The organism is Blautia sp. MCC283 (assembly GCF_018785565.1).
Taxonomy (GTDB): domain Bacteria; phylum Bacillota; class Clostridia; order Lachnospirales; family Lachnospiraceae; genus Blautia_A.
Window position 1 is genome coordinate 83,854 of record NZ_WQQB01000005.1, and the last position, 21,083, is coordinate 104,936.

The window sequence follows — 21,083 nt, forward strand, 5'->3', positions numbered from 1 at the left end:
ACCAAATAACTGCTCCGCAGTTTATCAGGACTTGCTTGCACTCCTCCTGATACAAGCAAGTCCCCACCCACAAAACAAAAAAAGACATGCGATAACATATTCTCCATACATTACCTCATGTCTTATCATCATTATAATTTTCTGCGTATTCCGATCACCCGAATATCGTCTGCACCAGTACCATATAAAGCACCGTACCGCCGCCTATACTGAGCAGAGTGCTTTTTTTCCATTTATGCAGTGCCACGATAAACAAAATGGCAATCAGTTCCAGTATCCCATAATGGCCGCTTCCCGGAACATCTTTCAGGCAGTACACCACCAGCAGTCCGATCACTGCATACGGCAGCACTGTCCCCAGATATGTGATCACAGCCGGTGGTTCTTTTCCCTCCGGAAAAATAAGGAAGGGCAGAAAACGTGTTGTCATCGTTCCCAGCACCACTACTGCAACGGTAATAATCTGCTGTGTTATTGTCATCGTCATTTTTTTCTTCCTCCTGCCCTGGCTACGCCCGGATCTTTACATTCGAATTCTTCTCTATGATGGAGATTCTTCTGATCCCTGTATCCTCTCTTTTTGCTGTCTCGCATGATATCGTTTCATTCCCAGGAAACATAAGATAATCGATGCCATAGCCGGAAGAATAAAATTCCCGCTTCCAAAAATCGCCAGGCAGATCACTGAGCATCCAACTCCGATCAGCGCCGGTTTGTGATTCTCTGCCTCTTCCCACTGATTGATAAACATTACCACAAACAATGCTGTCATAACAAAATCAATACCTTTTGTATTGAAATGGATCACATATCCCAGAAGTGCTCCTGCTGTAGCTCCTGTCACCCAGTAAAACTGATTCAGCGCATTTACAAAGAACATAAACCATCCTCTGTCCACATCTTCCGGAGGATCTACGGTACAGTTGACTGTAAATGACTCGTCACACATTCCAAAAATAAGATAAAACTTCTTCCATCCTGTATTCTTATATTTCTCCAGCATGGAAATTCCGTAAAACAGATGTCTTGCATTTACCATCAGTGTCAGAAAGAACGCATACACCGGATTAAATGCTGACAAAAGCAGATTTGCCGTAACAAATTCCATGGACCCCGCATAGATAAAAAAGCTCATACATAATGGATATACAAAGGAAAATCCCTTGCTTCGCATCATAAAACCATAAGACATTCCCAGAAAAAGGAACCCCACGCAGATAGGCAAAGTATACGGAAAGGCTGCCTTAAATGCTTTTTTCTTCATATCTCAGATATTTCCTTTCAGCAATTTCCACGTTATACTTTACTTTTTCCTACTGAAGCTGTCAAGAATATCTGAAAACATTTTTTTGCAAATGTTTTCACCCTGATCACTTCGGTAAAAGCCGTGAAATTTTAATCCAGCGGATAAAAATATCCTCTTCACTACATAGCTCTACGCCTTCCACAATTCACGGTTCTCATCCAGTGTAACCAGATCTCCCTCATTGATATCTCTTTCATATAAGAGCCCGTCATCATGTCTCAGACTCATTTCACATCCATCTTCTCTCTCCAGCAGAACAACGGACATAAGTTTTTCCCCTGGCTGGCGTTCTTCGCAGCCAAAATCGATGTCTTCTTCGATTTTCAGCACTTTATACTGCATGCTTTATACTTCCCTCCAGATTTCCTCTACTGCTTTTTCGTATACTTTTAATGTACGCCACCCAAACAATACAAACCGGACAACCTCAATCTTTCCGGGATGTGTTTCACAGAATTCCTTTACTGTCTGCACAGCAATACACGCTGCTTTTTCCAGCGGATAATGATAAACCCCTGTGGAAATGGATGGAAAAGCAATGCTTCTGATTCCGTGCTCCACTGCTACCTGGAGTGAATTATAATACGCATTTTTTAACGCCTCTGCTTCTCCCCGAAGACCGCCCCACCAGATTGGCCCTACTGTATGGATCACATACTTGCATGGCAAATCATAAGCCCCTGTGATCTTCGCTTCGCCTGTTTCACACCCATGTAAAGTACGGCACTCTTCCAGTAATCCAGGACCTGCTGCCCGGTGAATCGCGCCATCTACACCGCCTCCGCCAAGCAGACTGTTATTTGCCGCATTAACAATAGCTTCCACATCTGTAACCTTTGTGATATCCCCCATCACTGTCTGGATCATAGTTTCCATTTCGCTTCCTCCTTCCGAAATCTGCCGCAAAACAAATATTTCACTATGCTCACTACATGCTCATGAATACAATAGAATTCATCTGTGATCTGCATCCTTACGTTTATATTTTATAATTCCTCCAGCAGCACATCACTGACTGCCTCATAGGCATCCTCCAGCGCATCCAGTGCTTCTGTCAGCGTATCCATTTTTCGACTGTCTGCATTGTCTTCTTCATATGCCTCGATCACCTCAGCCATAACATCTTTCAGTTCCTGCAGTGAATTCGCAATATCCTGCAGTTTCTGATCCTTATCTTCTTTTGATGTGATATTTACAATTTTACTCATGGGTATTCCTCTCTTTCGATTTTATTTATTTTTGCTTTCTGCAAAATGTCCGGTAATCTTTTATTTCCAGTTTTTCCAGATATCCGGTTCATAGCCGACTGTTGCCTGTTTGCCGTTTCTGACAATCGGAAGCTTCAGAACTTTCTGATTTTCCAGGATTTTCTCTGCACGGTCTTCCTCCGCAATATATTTGATCAGAGCCAGAAGATCCCTGTCTTTACATTTCTCATCGATCAGCTTCTCATATCCGCCCACTGCCTGACACACCGAGGTAAATTCTCCTTTGCTCAGGCCTTTTTCTTTCATATCGACAAACTGATATTTGATTCCGCGCTCCTTGAAATAACGCTCTGCTTTCTTACTGTCAAAGTTCTTTTTTGTTCCAAAAATCTGTATATTCATGTTACCTCCCATTCTGCAAAGATATATGATTTTTACTCCGCAGTCACTACCTGCATTATACCACATCTATATATAAACCGGACATTCTTATTCCGTTTTGCAGCTCACTCATAGCCACAATCGTTCCTGTTCACTTCACACTTTTCTCGAAAAAAGAAGCCCGGATTTCTCCGGACTTCTTCGTATGTTTCACGTGAAACATTATATTTTTCCAGGTATCTCATCGACTTGCAAGCAGCCGTAGCATACACTCTTTTAATTTATTCTCATCAATCGGCTTTGTAATATGAGCATCCATTCCCGCTTCCGATGATCGGACAATATCTTCCGCAAAAGCATTGGCAGTCAGCGCAATGATCGGAATCTTTGCAGCATCTGGCCGTTTCATATTTCGGATGATACCGCTTGCTTCATATCCATCCATAACCGGCATCATGATATCCATAAGAATCATAGCATACTCTCCCGGCCTGGATTCTTCGAATGCTTTTACTGCCAGTTCCCCGTTTTCTACAAGATTCACATTTATTCCCATATCTTCCAGAATAAACTTAAGGATTTCAGAATTAAGGCTGTTATCTTCTGCTGCAAGTACACGGATTCCTCTCAGAGTCACTATCCTGTCTGGAATATTTTCTGTCCTTTCATTGATTGCCTTATCAATTGGAAATGTCAGATCCCAGGAAAATTTTGTGCCTATATCCAGCTCACTTTCTACGCGGATCTCTCCACCCATTTCCTCAATGATCCGTTTTACAATCGAAAGCCCCAGACCAGTACCTTTAAATTCGCTTCGGTTCTCTCCATGTTCCTGTGTAAATGGCTCGAACATCTGCTTCTGGAAATCTTCGCTCATACCAATTCCTGTATCTGTAACAGAAAACCTGCATGTGACCTTATCTTCTGTCTGTTCCAGCACGATCGCCTGAATAAAAATCTTTCCACCATATTTGTTATATTTGATCGCATTGCTGATGATATTCATAAATATCTGACGTAGATGCACCTCACTGGCCATTAACTGTGGTGGATTAAATTCTGCCATTCCGGTTGTGTCCAGAGTAATTTCCTGTTCCCCTGCTTTTGCTTCCAGAATATCCCGGCAATTCTCTATCACATCCCGAAGATTCACGGATTCCTCAAGCAGCATGATATCCTTCTGATCGATCTTTCTCATATCCAGAACATCATTGATCAGCGCCAACAGATATTCCGATGCCATCCGGATTTTCTGATGATACTTTTTTACCTCGTCCGGATTATCTACATATCGATCCGCAATATTTAACATTCCGATGATTCCATTCATCGGAGTCCGGATATCATGACTCATATTTGCCAGAAACTGCGTTTTTGACCGGCTCGCCTGTTCTGCAGCCTGTCTGGCTTCGGATATTTTCCGGTTTATCTTTTTATTTTCTTCCAGTGCCATTTCAAGATTTCTCTTACTTCGGATCAAAGCTCTCTGCGAATCGATCAGCTGATTATTCAGTTTCTGGATCTGAAAATATTCACTATGATAAAAGCCTTCCAGATGATTCTCCACCCATTCCACAAAATCCAGGTATTCATTATTAAATTCTACAAAATCCGCATCACTCCGGACATGAGAAAGGATGACCAGATTCCCCTCCTGAAAGCTCCGTACAAGAGTTGATAATGTCATCCCGTTTTCTCTGAATGTCAGAAACAGCGAATACTGCTTCTCATCGTTTTCTGTAAGCTCATCTGCATCCTGCACCACATCCGCCAGACAGTCACCCGGTTTCAAAGACAGCCCCGATACGTTTTGCTTTATTTTCACGATGTTCCATTCTTTATTGCATAGTAAAACCGCATATATCATAGCTATAATTCACTCCATAATCCCTCATAAAGCGGACATTCCATTCCGCTATGCTACATGCTCATAAACACAGTCACATCCCCTGTCCTGCAGTTTTGTGCAAATCCCCACTCACTGCTTATTGCTTTTCGCAATTGAAGCAGGGGACTTACTTGATTCGGTTAAAACAGGGGGTGCTTATGTGCATTTAATTATGTCATAGTGCATTTTCTGCCGTTTATACGGCAATTTATACCTTATTTACTATTTTAGTACGAAACCTCAAATATTACAACCGCTATAATACTTCTTCTGTTATAATAAAGCTATAATCAGGTGACTATCCCTCATACTTTGAACTCCCAGACGCAAGGAGGATATCCTATGAAAGAAAAAGCCTTTACCCTCGACAGAGGAAAACGATACCTTTTTTATATCCTGATGATCGCCATTTTGGGCTGGTTCCTTTTCATGCAGTTTTTTGGTGCAGATGAGCGTTCTCAGGAAATGTCTTCCGGTCCCGTTATTTATTCCGGTACCTTTATCTGGCAGAAATCTGACGGAACTTCCGAGAAAATTACTGTTCCCGGAAAATACAAAGTTCCTGCCGGTGAAACAATGGTCCTCATCTCACAGCTTCCGGACACTCTCCAGGAAACGGACATCGCCATCCGTTCTTCCCTGCAGGATGTAAACGTCTATATTAATAATGAACTCCGCACCAGTTACAGTACACGTGAAACCCGGCTGGCCGGCAAAAATTCTGCCAGCCGTTATATATTCTGTCCGGTTTCTTCCAGCGATGCCGGAAAACAGCTCCGCATTGAGCTGACTACATATACTTCCAATTATTCCGGGGTTGTAAATACCATTTACTGTGGAAATAAATCCGATATCTGGCTTTCCATTTTCGCTGAATATGGATTGTCCACCGGTATTGCCTTTTTTATTCTGTTTTCCGGGATTATTTCCATTCTGTTCAGCTTTGCCCTTGGAATGGTATACAAAAAAAGATTTGATATGGAATATCTGGGATGGTGTATGGTCATGGGTGCCATATGGATGCTTGGAGAATCAAAAATGCGTCAGCTCCTGGTTCCCAACGCTTCCGCCCTGGGATCTCTGTGTTTCGTTATGATCCTGTTAAGCCCGCTTCCGATTATCCTTTATGCGGACAGCATACAGAAAGAGCAGCACCACCGTTCTTACGCATGTCTCGGCTGGATCGCACTTGCCAATTTTGCAGCCTGTTCTGTTCTGGCTGTAACGAAAAAAGCAGATTATATGGAAACGCTTCCCGTTGGGCAGCTGCTCCTTGCATTTACACTTATCCTTATATTTATACATCTTTTTCAATATATACGGGCCGGGCAGAATAAGGCAGACCGTATTCTTCTGCTAGGTCTGCTTACCTCCATCATATGTACCTGCGTTGAAGGGATCTCCGTATATTTTGTAACATCCCTGTCCGGAATTTTTATGGGAATCGGAATGCTGATCCTGCTTTTTGTCAACATTATAAGAACCTTAAAAAATGTCCAGGATACAGAAATCCAGCGACATCAGATCGAACTTGAAAAAAGGCGAAAACAAACCGAAAAAATGTCTCTTCAGATGATGCAGACACTCTCCACAACCATTGAAGCCAAAGATGAGTACACCCGTGGACATTCTTACCGGGTTGCTGAATACGCCGCACTGATCGCCTCTGAACTGGGTTGGTCACCGGAAGAGATACAGGTACTGAAACATTCTGCACTTTTACATGATATCGGCAAGATCGGTATTCCAGATTCAATCCTGAATAAACCATCCCGGCTTACAGATGACGAATACAGCCTTATTAAGAAGCACCCTGTTATTGGTGCTGAGATCCTGAAAGACGTTACTCTTCTTCCCCATGTTCTCGAAGTTACCCGCGGCCATCACGAACGTTACGATGGCAATGGATATCCTGATGGACTTGCCGGAAAAGAGATTCCTGTTCACGCACGGATCGTTGCCATGGCTGACAGCTATGACGCTATGAGTTCCCGGCGTATTTACCGCAGTGCACTTTCCCGTGATGTCATTTACGAAGAGATCCGCAAAAACCGCGGTCTTCAGTTTGATCCTGAAATCACCGATATATTCCTGAAACTGATGGATGAAAACCGGCTGCCAAAATGGGATTCCGATTCAGAAGATACGGATTCCTACAATTTTCCTGATATGCAGCTTACCGTCAGCAAGTTCATCTCTGATGTAGTAACTACTATCAAGGCACAGGCCGATACCAAGAATTACGATTTTCTCACAGGGCTTCCCATGCGGAGCCTCGGTGAACGTCTCGCCGCGGAACTTATGCAGGAACATAATGGTTGCCTGATCTTCCTTGATATGGATAATCTCAAACGGATCAATGACATTTATGGCCACACCGCCGGAGACCGGGCACTGAAACTTCTGGGCAATATGCTCGCCAAGTACACAGGACATGGCATTGCCAGCCGTCTTGGCGGAGATGAATTTCTCATTTTCATGCCGGATGTTTCTCATGAAGCAGTTGCAGAACAGATGCACAAACTTTTTCAGGAATTTCATTCCATTATCGAAAACGATGTGGAAATCCAGTGCGCAACACTTTCTGCCGGCCTTTGCATGTGCACCTGTGAGGACTCCTTCGAAAGCTGCTACCTAAAGGCAGATAAGACACTGTACTACGTAAAACAAAATGGTAAAAATCAGTTTTTCTTCTATCAGCAGATGGACCGCAGAGATCTTTCCAGCTCAAGCGTTGGAAAAGATCTGAAGCTGATTGCGAACTCTCTCCGTGAAAGTGGCAGCTACCGTGGTGCACTTGATCTGAATTACCGTGATTTTGCCCGCCATTATGAATACATGAGCCAGCTTGTCAACCGCAGTAACTGCCGCTGTTACCTCGTCATGGTTACCATGGAGACAGTCATTGATACCTTGCCTAACATCGAAGCCATTGAGCACGCTCTGAAATGCATGGAGCAGGCCATCTGTGAAAAAATCCGCCGCGTGGATATCTGTACCCGCTACAGTTCCATGCAATATCTGATCATATTGTTCGAGCCGATTGAAACACAGATTCCCAATATCATGGAAAGGATCTTCCTGCAATATTACCGCCAGTGCAGCGACCGCGATTTTCATCCGATTTATGAATATCTCTCCATGATCGACGAAAAACAGCCTTAATAACAAAATACCGGCAGATAAATGAGTTTTTTATGTACTCATTCACCTGCCGGTATTTTTATTTTCTTCTGTCTCTGCCTTCTACGCTATAATATTTTTCTTTTGCTTCATACATTCGAATGTCTGCTTCACTGGCAATTTCTTCGAAAGATTCCCAGTTCTTTTCCCTGCTGTAAACATATCCGCAGGATATGGATATTTTATTGACCATTGCCCCTGACCAGTGGCTTATCACTTCGTCAAAGTCTTCTCTTATTTTTTTGAGTTCACTTTCATCTACAAAAATGATACTGACAAATTCATCTCCGCCAATCCGATAAACCTTTCCATAGCTTCCAAAACACTGCTTCATGCATTCCGCCGCACCGTGGATCAGCTCATCACCTGCGTTATGCCCCAATGTATCATTCACACCTTTTAACCCGTTTACATCCAGAGCTGCATAAACAAACTCCGATGCAAGAGAGATTCCGCTCAGGTCATCCTTGTAGGCTCTTCGATTCAAACAGCCGGTCAGTTCATCGATTTTTGCCTTGTTAACCTTTACATACATATAAATAATTCCCACTGCTGCCAGCGTAAGATAAATCCCGACGATCAGCAGCGCAATGGCATTACTTTCCGCATTGGAAGAATTGGAGCAGGCAACTCCCACCGCATAATCTCCTGTGATATAAAAAGAACAGCGATAATTTTCACCATCGATCTCATTGATACCAGTGAATATTTTACCTTCCTCATCACCCTTTTTTGTTATGCCGATATCATCCAGTTTTTTCCCGATATCAGAAGAATCTGTCGCTCCATAAATCTTTCCGGATTCTTTATCTGCCACAAAAATACGGATTCCCTCGTATACCGGCATATTTGTTACAACAGAAGACATTTCATTCTGCTTCACCTCATTCAGAAGCCGCACCGGTTCAATCCCAACCTGGATCATACGGGTACCGGTTTCATCCCAGGTAATGGCATACATGATCTTTTTTCCCTCGGAGGTATTCGGCGTGACATCCTGACACATGGTAAGAGTTTTATCTTCCAGCATTGGTTTGAAATATTCCATCTGCTCTCCGGAATCAAAACTGTATCCGTAATATTCCGGTATGGTTCCACTGTAGATCTTTCCAGTGGCATCAAGCAGATGAATCTCATCTACTGCCATAAGTTTGGCGATCTTTTTCAGTTCGTCCACATCTTTCTCTGCTTCCGGATTCGCATTGATAATATAGGCCACTGCCTTGGCACGCACAATATAGTCCTCTTTCAGAGAAGCTATCATATCCTTCTCGTCTTGTTCATTCTTCTCAATCACGTTGACTACACGATCCAGCAATACCTCTGACATTTTCGATATATTCCTGTTATTGATCCAGTTCAGAATCGCCATCTGAATAACCAAAGCTACCAGAATAAGCCCCAGCGCAAGGAATACGATTTTATCCAATTGTCGTACTTTATCGTATTTTATTTTCTGCATTTCTGCTCCTGACTGCTGCTCTGCGTTGAATGCAGAGCAGCAAAAAAAACATGCACTATAGTATCTACGTTGTTACTATAGTGCATGTTTACATTTCAATAGATGTTTTCAAAAAGATACATTCGCCTGTTTTTGAGGATTATTTCTGTTTTGTTGCCGCAAATCCGATCAGATAGAACACTGCTGCCACTACCATGGCATTTACTGCCGCAATTCCTGCATGGATCAGGTTGGCAGCTACCGCACCCGCCACAACACCTGCCAGATTAAACCAGTCGGCTGTCTGCAGCGGTACATTTTTTTCTCTGTATTTGTCACGGCGAAGGAAGAAATCCAGGATCACTGTGATGCCGATGGGCGGCAGGGCACAGTTGAGGATATTCAGCCATCCTGTGAAGTTATAGTATAACCAGATCGCAAGTGCTGTACCGATCACACCGGAAATACAGGTAGCGATCTTCATTCTTGCATTGGTGATGTTCGAGATTGCAAGACCGCCGGTGTACAGTGCATTGTTGTTGGTTGTCCAGATATTGGCTCCCAGCACGATAATTGCCGGAATCGCAAGGCCCTGTGCAATCATAACATAAAAGATATCATCTTTTCCTGTAAACGCGCCGCCGATAGCTCCGAAACAGAACATCAGGGTATTTCCAAGGAAAAATGCGATCACGGTTGTCCATACGGCAACTTTATTATTCTTCGCAAAACGGATAAAATTCGGGGTTGCCGTACCACCGGAAATAAAAGACCCGATTACATATCCCACACCGGTAAATAAAGTAATTGATCCTGCAGACTGATTAAATACTGCCGCCAGGCCACCGCCGTCTGCTGCCGCTGTTACCATGGAATATACCCCCAAGATCACAATCAGCGGTACGGAAATCGTACTTACAATCTCCAGCGCTTTCATTCCTGTTGCTGCGGTAATGGTCATCAGAAGACCTGCCACGATCGTCAGAACCCATTTATTGATTCCCAGTAATTCTGCAGTTGGAATGGAAAACATGGCAACACCGACACCAAACCATCCGATCTGTGTGAGGCCAAGTACCAGTGAGGAAAGATAAGAACCTTTTTTTCCAAAAGCTCTTCTGCACAGAAGATCCATGCTCATTCCTGTATCAGAGCCGATATACGCGAGAATTCCGCAGTATGCGGACAGGATCACGCCACCAATGACGCAGGCTGCCGCAAACCCGTTCAGATCCAGTCCGTTTCCAAGTTTCGCGCCGACACTCATACTTGCGGAAAAGAAAGTAAATCCCAGCATTACAAAAAACATGCTGCGGAACCCTTTTCTCGCACTTTCCGGCACTGCTTCCATGGAATAATCGTCATCTGCCGCAGTTACCTGGGGTTTTGTTTTTTCGCTCATTTTTTCTCCTTCGTTTATCTTATACTGTTGTCAGTTACTCTCCGGAGTGTTTTTCCTTACACACTCCGCCCTTTCCCTTCTCCTTTCTTTTGTTTGCTGTGGAGATTATATCACAAATCATTTCTGTTCTGCAGTTTTTTCCGCAGATGTTTCCGTTTCCCGGTTTTTTCTGATTTCAACCTTTTTGATCTCTCCCAGGATCTCCATCCCTCTCACCAGAGATCTCGGTTCATTTCGTAAAAGCTCATATTCTGTCACATAACCGCATTTTTTGTAGATATCCAGGATCGCACACAGTTTTTTGTTTACCGCATGTACTTTATTCTTCCAGCCCCGGCTCTCGAACCGTACTTTTCCCCTGTCGCTGACAAACCGGATATCCTGCTCAAAATTTTCTCTGCGGATATCTGCCATGGGCAGGATTCCCTCATCTGCTTTCATGGCATAGTAGCGAATTCGCCGGCCGTCTGCATTGTTTCTGGAATTTCTCATGATCTCAAGACGCTGGATCAGGATCCTTTTCAGGAGTATCATCTCATCTGTACTTGAAAACTTTACATTCTCCAGAAGTTTTTTCCCTTCTTCACTGTCCTGAAATTCCTGATCCGGAAACATTGTTTTAAGGAGAGCTGCCGGATCAAGCAGTTCCCGGAACACACAGATCATCTGTCCGATATCTTCCGCATATTTATAGACCGGGAGCTCTCTGCCTTCCAGAAACCAGTATGCTTTCCCGTTTTTTTCCACTGCTACAGGAAGCAGATAATCTGCCACAAAACCTTCCAGTGGCTTCCCTTTGTCATCTTTCAGCTCCCGCATCTGTACCTCTTCACTGTAGTCAATGGCGATGGTAGTATTCCGAAGTTTTTCCAGGGAATCCCGAAGCCTCTGCTCTCTTTTCTGTATCCTGCCTTTTGTGCTGTAAAAACGTACCTTCTCGTCTCCGGACATTACCCGGAGTAAATCTGTCAGCGCAAATTTGGAACAGTTTGCTCTGTACAGGGTGTAGACCGCATCATAAACAACCGCGTCATAGTAGGAAAATGTCACGCTCTCCATTTCTTCCGGAACGGTAATGCGGTATCTGCATGTCATATTTTTTCCGCGGCTGCCTACCTCGGCGATATTCAGTTCATTCGGTACAAATTTATTTTTATATAGTTCCTGAAATACTTTGCATATGTTCATGTAAATATTATCAGGTATTTTCATAGTTATTCTTTCCTCTCTTCTGTTGCGGTTCCCGGAATATTACAAAAGACTTCGAAATTCTTCCTCCAGACGTGCTCTCGGATCATCCGGATATTCCAGATTTGCATTTTGAGTTTGTGGGCGTTCTGCTTCCAGGGCTTGTGTTTCTGTATTTTTCAGTGAATCTGCATTGGCTTTTACATCCTGCAATGTTGTGTTTTCTGAAGCACTCCCGCTCTTTTTCGGTAAAGCATTTGCATTCTCCGTATTTTTCTTATCCGTTTTTGTTTCACGTGAAACATTTTGAGCTGATTTTTTCCCGAATGCTCCTTTTTCTGTGTAAAGGTCCTTCGCAGCATGGAAATCCACACTCACATTCGCCTTCATCCCGGATATACCATATCTCTGTTTCAGAAAAACAATCTCCTGCTCCCGGATCTCTTTCGATATTTCCTGTTCATAATTAAATTTAGGCTGTCGGATATTTCTTGGCTGAAGTCCCAGGATCACGCTTGCAGAGTACTCGATTCCTCCCGTCTCCTTAAAAGAATCCATTCTCAGAGATCTCTGTTCCTCCCGGTAAGACTCTCTGTTCAGGGAACTGATCACAAAAACCGCTAGGTCATACTTGTTGGAAAGGCCGCTGAGCTCATTGATATTTTCATCATTTTTCTGCCGCTCTGTAGCGTTTCTGTTTCCTGTGCAGGAAGAAAGGATCTGCAGGTAATCTACAAAAACCACCGGTTTTTCTTTCTTTTCGTTCATGAACATTTCCACATCCTGAACGATATCCCGGCCCGAAACAGAAAGCTTTTTACGCTCTTTTATGTACATCTTGTCAAAACTGCCGCTGATCTCTTTTCCCACCTTTTCTATCAGTTTCCAGTCTTTCTGTTTCCCTGTATTGTTTTCTTCTCTGAGAAACCAGTCCGCGGTCAGGGAGCTGTTCGGATACCGCATATGAATGGCACGGTTTAATATTTTTGCCTCCATACGGACAGATGGCATCTCCAGGGAGTAAAACAGTACCGGCGAACCGGCTGCCGCAATTTCTGAAGCGATCTGCAGCGCAAAGGTACTCTTTCCCATTCCTGGTCTTGCGCCGAGAAAAGTAAGTCCTGCATAAAGTCCGCCGCCAAGCATCTGATCCAGCTTTTTGATCCCGGTAGGATAATGCTTTACAGTTCTTCTTCCACTGGCCGGTTTAAACCGTTTCAGTCTCTCTGAAACAGAAATAAAATTTCCGGATGCCTGTTCACTCATACTTCTTCACCTCCCCGGCCATTTTGTCTTCAAGTCCCTGAGATAAACGTTTCATAGACTCTTCCATATTTTCCAGATCAATAAAAAACAGATGGATCACCAGTGTATGACCATAAATTTTTGTTTCAAAACGGTCCCTGATTCCTTCATACTGGTATGAATACTTTGCTTTCGGATAGAGAAGCCAGATCTCCTCTGCCTCATAACGGCTTGCATATGTAACCATCTGATAAATATCATTTCTGGCTTTTTTATTGAAGGCACTCCATCCTTCGTTTTTCATATCAGGAAGGCTTTTCCATTTTGTATCAAGGATAACAGTTCTGTTTCCTTCCCCTTTTTTCATTACAATATCCGGTCTCAGCTGAAAATCCCGTGGTTTTTCAAACAGATAATAATTTTTATCCTGGGAAGATACCTCCCAGTTTTCTCTGAAATATTTTTTTATCTGACATGCCACATAATTCTCAAAAACTTCGTCCATGGCAAATAATATGGATCTGGCTTTGAGCCCATCTGAAAAATTGAGGAAGCTGTTTCCCAGTAAGATCACTTCCGTCCACTTCATGATCTTCTCATATTCTCTGGAATTCCGGTCGATCCTTATCTGTGCAAAATCCTGGCGGTAATCCACGGATTCCTGTATCCCGTCAAAAAACAGAAGAAGTTCTCTTGCATCCTGTTTATTCTTCCCATCTGTGGTAACTTTCTGCAGTTTCTTTAACGTAGTTTTTATCAGTCGGTTCTCTGGCCGGTTCTTTGTAAATTCCTCATACGTCACATAGAATCTCTCTTTATGTGCGATATTTCGACGGATATGGCCTGACACCTGGAGCTTTCCGCGAAAGCATCTGAGGTTATCCGTTTTTTCTTCATATGCAGAACGAAGTCCCCGTTTCACCAGCATCTGTGCCTCATCAAGATACATCCGGATATAAGCCTCAAACAGTTCCATATCCCCCATTCCAAGAGAAATCTGGTTCATCGCTTTTTCCGTTAACCTGTAGGTGCTCTTAAGCATCTCCAGATAGATCTGTTTCGTCCGATCCTCACTGCCGCCAAAATAAATCTTTGGCAGAATCTGAAGCCGCAGTCCGCTTTTCAGTTCCAGCTCTCCTACATACCCAAACTCCCCAGCCTACAAAGGAAACTGCACCATGCGCTACCTTCTTCCGGTTGATGCATTTGAAAAACTTCCCGTCACCAAATAAAACAAATCCCCTGCGCACTGCCTGTCGCAGCTCCGCAGGGGACTATTGCTTTTCATCTATTTTAATATATACTTCGTTCCTCGACCTCTTCCTTCAACTTTTACAGCACCTTTTTTTATCATACTTTTCAATATATCCGTTGTCTTTGATTTTCCAAAAGGGACATGTGATACAATTTCACTGATTGGCTTCAACATTGTTTTACTTAAGTTTTTATATATCAGTCTTTCGTCGTCTGTTAAATTTAAATCTTTTTCCAAAACTGGAAGTACTATTTTAATAGTGTTCTCTGAGATTTCAAAATCTGGTTTTTTCAGTCCCGTTTCATAAAGTTGTTTAATTCTTGTAATTCCCGTTCCAAATATCTCAACAAACCCTAATCTGTAAAACACATTTGCAAGAATTCTGTTTCTTAAAACAGACAATTTACCAGCTAAATATTCATCTTCTGTTATTCCAGATGGCAAACCTCCGGGAGAAACAATTTCTATTCTGTCATCAAACATCAAAACTCTGATTCTCGCTTCCACATCCCACGCTCTGTGGATCAAAGCATTTGCAATCGCTTCTCTGAATGCAGCCTCGGGTATTTTTTCCATTTTTTTTCTGTCAGTGCCTTCTATTATCTCATATTGATAATAATCTCTGAATACATCTATTGTCTTATCATATTCTTCCAAAACTGATACATTTTCAAAAGTTGCTCTCTTTTGAATAATGCTGATGTTTTCACCAAACTTCATGATATCAATTCCCGGAAATTGATTTTTATCTGCCAGAAGCCCCGCAGCGTTGTTATAACCATTATCATCATTATATAAATTCAAGGTTCTTAAAGTATCCTGATTAAATCTTTCGATATGAACACACTCTTCCAGCTTATGATTTAAAACTTCAAATGACAAATTCTGCTCTTTACATGGAAGTTCCTCAAAGCGTATATTTTTTCCTTCCAGAATAAGTCTTGATAATTCCAGTGCATCTACTTCTATCGTTGCTGTATCATTTCTCTTATATGCTTTTGACTTATACAAATATGGCTTATATGCACCACTTTTAACAGAAAGTATTATTGTATGATCTTTTTGTGCTTCAAGTGTATAATCCGGTTGAGGTGAAATGCTGTCATTGATCTTATTTTCAATATCCAGACATGCTTGTTTTACATCTGCCAGTCCCTTTACCTTCCCGCTGTCATCAATTCCAAAGAAAATCTTTCCCCCATTGTAATTTGAAAAGGCACTCACTGTTTTTAAAAAAGTATTTGTAATCGTTTCTTTAAACTCTATCGTTCTTGTTTCCTGCATACTCTTTCCATCCTTTCCATTTTTTTGTTATATTATTATATGCAAAAACGGTCAAAAAAACAATCGTATTTTTTTGCGATTGTTTTTTTGGCCGTTTTCGATTGATTTATCTGCACATAACCCTAAGAAAACATAAATCCAATAAAAAGCAGCCCACGATCCGCACAATCTGCGAACCATGGACCGCTGTCAGACGTCCCCGAGAGGATTTGAACCTCCGACCCCTCGCTTAGGAGAGCTCCAACCTATTGTCACTCTCTGTCAAGCTCTGTAAAGCTCTGAAAGTTAGCTGTTTGTTTGCTCCAGCTAATAATCGGGGAATGCCTTGATATTACCATCGACATCTGTTATATGACCACCATGCTTCGTACGTTCGATCATGGTAAACAGTATTCAATTAAACTTCCTATCGAAAGCACAAGATATTTTCTTGTCTATAAATAATATAACGCATACTTTGGATTATCAAGAATTGCATATACTGAGCTTCTGGTTGTTCCCAGCAGCTTTCCCATTTCCGGCACTGTCATCCAGGTTCTCTTTTGTGTTGGACGACGTTTGTAAGGGCTGTCCTCTGATATCTTCGAAATGATTTCTTCAACATCGTCCATTTCCGGAACTTCTTTTTGTTTCATAATTGCTGTTGCCATTTATTCTTCACTTCCTGTCTTTTTTAGTGTTAGTGTTTTTTCTTATATCATATCTCAAATCCAGATAAAAATTTAGGATATCGATTGCAGACAAAATCTGCCTGATCAACACCCTGTTTTTTTACTGTTCCAAGTTATCGAGCCAGTTATCGAAACTCTTCTTGGAGATGCGATACTTGCCGCCATCCAACTGGATCCACCGGAATTCCTTTTTCTTCAAAAGGTTATAAATAGTAGGTCTGCTGACTCCTAAGATTTCCTGTAACTCTTGAACTGTATAACATCTTTTTTCTGACATTTCTTTATCCTCTTTTCTTTGAAATACGAAAGAAAAATTATCCCTTCATATAACGAAACGCTCAGAGCCTGTTTTACAGTGGTCAAAAGCAATCTTTTTGAATTTTTTGCATTTTTCCTGAAATTAAGTAAAGAAAAAGAGCATATGGAATTTGAATCCATACACTCTATGATTAATAATATTATTATTTTTAGTGGTTATTGATTAATGCCTTGAGTTTCGCCCCCCCCCACCGGTTTTTATGCTTCTGATCGTCTTTTCCAGTACCCTCATCTCAACCGGTTTTGAAACATGCGCATTCATACCGGCTGCCAGAGAATGCTGAATATCCTCCGAGAATGCATTGGCGGTCATTGCAATAATCGGAATCTTCTTTGCCAACTCATGAGAACTTCTGCGGATTGCCTCCGTTGCCTCATAACCATTCATAACAGGCATCTGCACATCCATCAGGATCATGTCATAATCCCCTGGTGCAGACTTTTCAAATGTCTTCAAAATCTCTTCACCATTTTCACAGATGGTACATTCTGCCCCCTCAATCTTTAACAGTTCCGTCAGAATTTCTGCATTCAGCTCATTATCCTCCGCACACAGGAATCTCATTCCTTGAAAGATATTATCATTCTGTTCATTCTTTTCTTCCTGTACTGTTGAGGAAACAGATCTATCCTCTGCAATTCTCAGATCTATGAGAACCTCAAAACAGCTTCCCTGTCCCAGTTCACTCTCCACATCTATGGTGCCTCCCATTGCTTCAACCAGGTTTCTGGTAATAGCCATTCCCAGACCGGTTCCCTGTATCTTATTAGTCACAGAACCTTCAGCACGGGTAAACGGATCAAAGATCGTCTCTTTGAAATCTGCCGACATTCCCATGCCATTATCGCTGACTAAGAAACGGTACTTTGCATAGACAGATGACTTTGTCTCACATTCTTCTACCAGAAACTGAATTTTTCCACCTTCCTGCGTGTACTTCACTGCATTAGAAAGCAGGTTGCTGAAAATCTGCATCAGATGAACCTGATCTCCATTTACCCACTCATGCCGGATGTTTTCTTTTATGACCATAAGAGTCTGATTTCTTTCAGCAATCTGTGGCTGAAATATCGTATTGAGTTCCTCAATAAGATCTGGCATGGAAAAGTCTGTATATTTAAAAACTGTTTTTCCTGCTTCTATCTTACTCATATCCAGAATATCATTAATGATTCCTAACAGATGCTGTGATGAAATATCTATTTTATCTGCATACTCTATTACTTTCGCTTTATTGCCTGCATCATGTCTAATCAATGACGTCATACCGATAATTGCATTCATTGGTGTACGAATATCATGTGACATATTGGACAGGAAATCTGTTTTCGCCTTATTTGCATTTTCAGCTGTCTGCAAGGCTTCCGTTGTAATGTCCTTTGCTTTTTTCAGTTTTTTATTGGACTCCTCCATTTCCTTCATTGCCTGCGTCTGAATCTCATTATTTCTTTTTTCATATTCAGCTTTTTGCTCAGCAAGACTGCGTCTAGAAATACTGCAGAATAATCCGGCAAAAAGCAAAAGTATAAAACCTGCCATGAGTAATGTTGTAAATCCTATTGTTTTCTGATAATCTTTCAGTACATTATCTACAACACTCTTTTCTACAATACAGATCAGCATGGTGTTATTATTTTCTATCGGACAGTATCCCAGATAGTAAGGTTTGTCACTTCCCAGAAGTTCTACCCCCTGTTCTCTGCCATCCAGCTTTTTTTGAAGAGAATCAGCCTCTTCCTCAGTGATAGCCTGATCTCCTTTTAAATGCTTTAACAAAAAATAGTTCCTAAAAAATTTATCTTCTTTCTGATTTGTATAAGTAATATTTCCGTCGTTATCCAGCATAAACAGATACGCATTCCCGTTATAGCTTTTCACACTTAACATGGAATCTAATTTTGAATGATCATACAAGGTTCCAATTGCCGTATAAGTTTCCCCATTAATCGTATATTCCTGACATGGAATTGCAACCAGATAACCATCTTTTTTCTTCTGGTTGTAATCAAGAGAAACTAATTTTCCAATATTATATCCGTTCCTCAAATCCAACAAAAGTTTACTTGGCATGTCAACCCGAAGTTTTGTTCCATCAGTGGTTATTGCCTTTCCATTTTCCTGGAGAAATATAAGTGTACTTTCAGATTCTTTCTGCCATGCCTCAAAAAACTTTTTGTTTATATCCAGTCCAAGAGACCTTCCGTCCTCCTGAATAAGAGAATCCTCAAGCAAATGCAGCTGACTGTAGTATCCATTCACCTGCAGATCATAGGTCTGCTGTATCTGTTCAACAACCGCTCCCATATTGCTTTTCCCGTTTTCTGCGATATAGCTGTTCATCCTGTTCAAAAGGAGCTTTACAAAAATTAAGCTTAAAAGTATAAGAATTAAAAAAAACAATGGTACTATGATCTTTTTTCTTTTTGTTATCACTTGTTCTTTTCCCACTTTTATTTTTCAACCTCTATATAATCTTCCGGTGCTGACGGTTGCTGTCCGTTTGCCATTGCTGCAGTCCATGCACTTGATAATGTTGTGTCCTTAAGCTGCCTGATCTCACATTCCGGATTTATTTTTTTCAAAACAGACATTGTGGTGTCTGTAAGAAGAATAGAGTACTCCTTGTCTTTGTCTGTTTTTTTCTTATTTACTTCTATGTCCTGTAATGAGAATCCGTTTTCCTCCTGACTGACGATTATTTTCATACCGGATGCAATTGGTAATTCATATTTATTGGTTACATGAAATTTCTCATCAGAATCAGCAAGATATTTCTCCGCAAGTTCATAAACCTCTTTGCCATTGATTTTTGCCAGATATAATGGTGTATCTGAACTCTTTGCTGTCATCAAAGCAACCCGGCTGCCGGTGCACTCCCCTTTGTAAATGGAAGAAGTAAAATAATAATATGGTACCAAAGCCAGCTGAGCATCATTTTCTTCTCTGATCGTAGTTAAAATAGAAGATGCCGCATCGCGACCGTTTTTATCATTTAGCGAAATGGCATATTCGTTTTCAAAATTAACTGTGGTTTCTTCTTTTGAATCCTTGCTGTTCATTGTGCTGCGAAAAGCATCATACGCCTGTGTTTCATCCATTTCCCCTGACAATAATCCGTGAACAGCCTTAAGGCTGGCATCAAATGATTTTTGAGCAGAATATCGGATATAAACAGAATTATTATTAATTTCATCTTCAAGGCCAGGTACATCTTCCATCATGTTTGGAACATCTACATTTAATGAAATTACACCCTTTCCTTCTGCAATCAGCGTTTGTCCTTCTTTTGAAATCATACGATCCAGGACATCGAATGCCAGGTCCAGTTTTTCCTGATCTTTTTCCAGGTCTTTGTTGAATGCAATATTCAGAGAAGGGGTCATATTTATAAAAGCTTCATCCGAAATCTGTGAAAAAAACGGTATACGGGTTAATTCTGCATCCATCTGTTCCTGATATTCCTGCATAAGTGCCGGATAACCATGAAACATTGCTGCTTTTCCCTCAAGGAACATCTGCGCTGCAGTATTAATATCGACGCTAATATCATCACTTGTAAAATGTGAGTCCTTCAAAAATGTATTGGTTTCTGAAAAAATACGTTTCCATAACGCATCATCAAACGCAATATCCCCTGATGCACTTTCAGCTGAGCTTCTCCATTCGATTCCATCCAGACTCATGAATTCACCGATTGCACCTGTCTGAATCACCTCATGAGCAGACCAGTCTTCTGCAAGATCCAGAGAATAAGGTTTTATACCATTATCATAAAACTGCTGGCACGCCTGTGCATATTCCTTATAATTTTCCGGTATCTTGATCCCGAACTGCTCAAACAATGTCTTGTTGGCAATGATCGTCTGCGGCATACCGCAGATAGGAAGCCACTGAATCTCATCTTTTGAGTTTTTATAATATTGCAATGCATAGGAGTAATACCTGGAAACCACATCATAAGAAGCAAAATCCATAAGATACGGCTCCAGATTCTGTGCATCTGTTCCTGAGAATCGACGTACAGTTATGATATCCGGCAGTTCACCATGTTCTTCAAAATAGCTGTATAAATCGGTATCATTGTTGCCGGTAATAAACTCAATATCCTGATCCGGAAACTGCTCATAGATATAGGGTACAATATTTTTCATTAAACGATTTTCCCACAGATACACAGTAAGGTGATCATCATTTTCAGATACTGCTTTTTCAGATTGTCCACAGCCAGACAAAACAGTAGTTGCTACAAGCACCCCTGACAATAAAGCTATCAGACAATGTTTTGCCTTTTTCATACTCGTATTTTCCTCAT

At 41.5% G+C, this 21,083-nt stretch carries 17 protein-coding genes and 1 pseudogene; 1 reads left to right on the forward strand and 17 read right to left on the reverse strand.

The features are described from left to right. Positions 1 to 154: 154 nt before the first annotated feature. The 7 genes from GPK81_RS01690 to GPK81_RS01720 all read right to left on the reverse strand — a co-directional run bounded on the left by GPK81_RS01690 (position 155) and on the right by GPK81_RS01720 (position 4,720). On the reverse strand, positions 155 to 481 hold the full coding sequence (locus GPK81_RS01690) for a branched-chain amino acid transporter permease (protein WP_275945125.1): 327 nt from the start codon (positions 479 to 481) through the stop codon (positions 155 to 157). 60 nt (positions 482 to 541) lie between these two features. After that, complete coding sequence (locus GPK81_RS01695; protein ID WP_215706410.1) at positions 542 to 1,264, reverse strand: AzlC family ABC transporter permease; 723 nt, start codon at positions 1,262 to 1,264, stop codon at positions 542 to 544. Between the two features lie 171 nt (positions 1,265 to 1,435). Then, positions 1,436 to 1,648, reverse strand: coding sequence for a hypothetical protein (locus GPK81_RS01700; protein WP_177968122.1), 213 nt, complete (start codon positions 1,646 to 1,648; stop codon positions 1,436 to 1,438). Between the two features lie 3 nt (positions 1,649 to 1,651). Continuing rightward, positions 1,652 to 2,173 (reverse strand): O-acetyl-ADP-ribose deacetylase, encoded by a 522-nt coding sequence (locus GPK81_RS01705; protein WP_334292218.1) that lies wholly within the window; start codon positions 2,171 to 2,173, stop codon positions 1,652 to 1,654. 119 nt (positions 2,174 to 2,292) lie between these two features. Continuing rightward, positions 2,293 to 2,514 (reverse strand): hypothetical protein, encoded by a 222-nt coding sequence (locus GPK81_RS01710; protein ID WP_021976586.1) that lies wholly within the window; start codon positions 2,512 to 2,514, stop codon positions 2,293 to 2,295. Between the two features lie 60 nt (positions 2,515 to 2,574). Then, a complete protein-coding gene (locus tag GPK81_RS01715; protein ID WP_021976587.1) occupies positions 2,575 to 2,916 on the reverse strand; it encodes an arsenate reductase family protein in 342 nt (113 codons plus the stop codon). Between the two features lie 220 nt (positions 2,917 to 3,136). After that, positions 3,137 to 4,720 carry an ATP-binding protein gene (locus tag GPK81_RS01720; RefSeq protein WP_215706411.1) on the reverse strand — a complete coding sequence of 528 codons (1,584 nt, stop codon included), beginning with the start codon at positions 4,718 to 4,720 and terminating at the stop codon, positions 3,137 to 3,139. Positions 4,721 to 5,125: 405 nt separating this feature from the next. Here GPK81_RS01720 and GPK81_RS01725 point away from each other — a divergent pair, with 405 nt between their 5' ends. Continuing rightward, positions 5,126 to 7,948, forward strand: a complete 2,823-nt coding sequence (locus tag GPK81_RS01725; RefSeq protein ID WP_021975939.1) for an HD domain-containing phosphohydrolase — start codon at positions 5,126 to 5,128, stop codon at positions 7,946 to 7,948. Between the two features lie 58 nt (positions 7,949 to 8,006). Here GPK81_RS01725 and GPK81_RS01730 read toward each other — a convergent pair whose 3' ends face one another. The 10 genes and pseudogenes from GPK81_RS01730 to GPK81_RS01775 form a co-directional block, all read right to left on the reverse strand. Next, positions 8,007 to 9,428, reverse strand: a complete 1,422-nt coding sequence (locus GPK81_RS01730) for a GGDEF domain-containing protein (protein WP_118071525.1) — start codon at positions 9,426 to 9,428, stop codon at positions 8,007 to 8,009. Positions 9,429 to 9,567: 139 nt separating this feature from the next. Continuing rightward, positions 9,568 to 10,809 carry a cytosine permease gene (gene codB, locus GPK81_RS01735; RefSeq protein WP_215706412.1) on the reverse strand — a complete coding sequence of 414 codons (1,242 nt, stop codon included), beginning with the start codon at positions 10,807 to 10,809 and terminating at the stop codon, positions 9,568 to 9,570. A gap of 117 nt (positions 10,810 to 10,926) precedes the next feature. After that, positions 10,927 to 12,021: a hypothetical protein gene (locus GPK81_RS01740; RefSeq protein WP_215706413.1), complete on the reverse strand. Its 1,095-nt coding sequence runs from the start codon at positions 12,019 to 12,021 to the stop codon at positions 10,927 to 10,929. 39 nt (positions 12,022 to 12,060) lie between these two features. After that, complete coding sequence (locus tag GPK81_RS01745) at positions 12,061 to 13,263, reverse strand: DnaB-like helicase C-terminal domain-containing protein (protein ID WP_215706414.1); 1,203 nt, start codon at positions 13,261 to 13,263, stop codon at positions 12,061 to 12,063. Beyond that, positions 13,256 to 14,377: pseudogene (locus GPK81_RS01750) on the reverse strand (McrC family protein); the annotation flags it as partial. The pseudogene GPK81_RS01750 and the gene GPK81_RS01745, both read right to left, overlap by 8 nt. A 153-nt stretch (positions 14,378 to 14,530) precedes the next feature. After that, positions 14,531 to 15,781, reverse strand: a complete 1,251-nt coding sequence (locus GPK81_RS01755; protein WP_215706415.1) for an ATP-binding protein — start codon at positions 15,779 to 15,781, stop codon at positions 14,531 to 14,533. Between the two features lie 434 nt (positions 15,782 to 16,215). Further along, positions 16,216 to 16,431, reverse strand: coding sequence for a hypothetical protein (locus tag GPK81_RS01760; RefSeq protein ID WP_243004412.1), 216 nt, complete (start codon positions 16,429 to 16,431; stop codon positions 16,216 to 16,218). 121 nt (positions 16,432 to 16,552) lie between these two features. After that, a complete protein-coding gene (locus GPK81_RS01765) occupies positions 16,553 to 16,729 on the reverse strand; it encodes a helix-turn-helix domain-containing protein (protein ID WP_118062263.1) in 177 nt (58 codons plus the stop codon). Between the two features lie 204 nt (positions 16,730 to 16,933). After that, a complete protein-coding gene (locus GPK81_RS01770; RefSeq protein ID WP_215706416.1) occupies positions 16,934 to 19,075 on the reverse strand; it encodes an ATP-binding response regulator in 2,142 nt (713 codons plus the stop codon). 146 nt (positions 19,076 to 19,221) lie between these two features. Continuing rightward, positions 19,222 to 21,066, reverse strand: a complete 1,845-nt coding sequence (locus tag GPK81_RS01775) for an ABC transporter substrate-binding protein (protein ID WP_215706417.1) — start codon at positions 21,064 to 21,066, stop codon at positions 19,222 to 19,224. Positions 21,067 to 21,083: the final 17 nt, after the last annotated feature.

Bases quoted from the DNA above. Each gene is read 5' to 3' on its own strand.
- GPK81_RS01700 (WP_177968122.1), bottom strand. From the start codon at position 1,648: ATGCAGTATAAAGTGCTGAAAATCGAAGAAGACATCGATTTTGGCTGC.
- GPK81_RS01690 (WP_275945125.1), bottom strand. From the start codon at position 481: ATGACAATAACACAGCAGATTATTACCGTTGCAGTAGTGGTGCTGGGA.
- codB (WP_215706412.1), bottom strand. From the start codon at position 10,809: ATGAGCGAAAAAACAAAACCCCAGGTAACTGCGGCAGATGACGATTAT.
- GPK81_RS01765 (WP_118062263.1), bottom strand. From the start codon at position 16,729: ATGTCAGAAAAAAGATGTTATACAGTTCAAGAGTTACAGGAAATCTTA.
- GPK81_RS01695 (WP_215706410.1), bottom strand. From the start codon at position 1,264: ATGAAGAAAAAAGCATTTAAGGCAGCCTTTCCGTATACTTTGCCTATC.
- GPK81_RS01775 (WP_215706417.1), bottom strand. From the start codon at position 21,066: ATGAAAAAGGCAAAACATTGTCTGATAGCTTTATTGTCAGGGGTGCTT.
- GPK81_RS01760 (WP_243004412.1), bottom strand. From the start codon at position 16,431: ATGGCAACAGCAATTATGAAACAAAAAGAAGTTCCGGAAATGGACGAT.
- GPK81_RS01770 (WP_215706416.1), bottom strand. From the start codon at position 19,075: ATGGGAGCGGTTGTTGAACAGATACAGCAGACCTATGATCTGCAGGTG.
- GPK81_RS01710 (WP_021976586.1), bottom strand. From the start codon at position 2,514: ATGAGTAAAATTGTAAATATCACATCAAAAGAAGATAAGGATCAGAAA.
- GPK81_RS01740 (WP_215706413.1), bottom strand. From the start codon at position 12,021: ATGAAAATACCTGATAATATTTACATGAACATATGCAAAGTATTTCAG.
- GPK81_RS01725 (WP_021975939.1), top strand. From the start codon at position 5,126: ATGAAAGAAAAAGCCTTTACCCTCGACAGAGGAAAACGATACCTTTTT.
- GPK81_RS01755 (WP_215706415.1), bottom strand. From the start codon at position 15,781: ATGCAGGAAACAAGAACGATAGAGTTTAAAGAAACGATTACAAATACT.
- GPK81_RS01705 (WP_334292218.1), bottom strand. From the start codon at position 2,173: ATGATCCAGACAGTGATGGGGGATATCACAAAGGTTACAGATGTGGAA.
- GPK81_RS01730 (WP_118071525.1), bottom strand. From the start codon at position 9,428: ATGCAGAAAATAAAATACGATAAAGTACGACAATTGGATAAAATCGTA.
- GPK81_RS01715 (WP_021976587.1), bottom strand. From the start codon at position 2,916: ATGAATATACAGATTTTTGGAACAAAAAAGAACTTTGACAGTAAGAAA.
- GPK81_RS01745 (WP_215706414.1), bottom strand. From the start codon at position 13,263: ATGAGTGAACAGGCATCCGGAAATTTTATTTCTGTTTCAGAGAGACTG.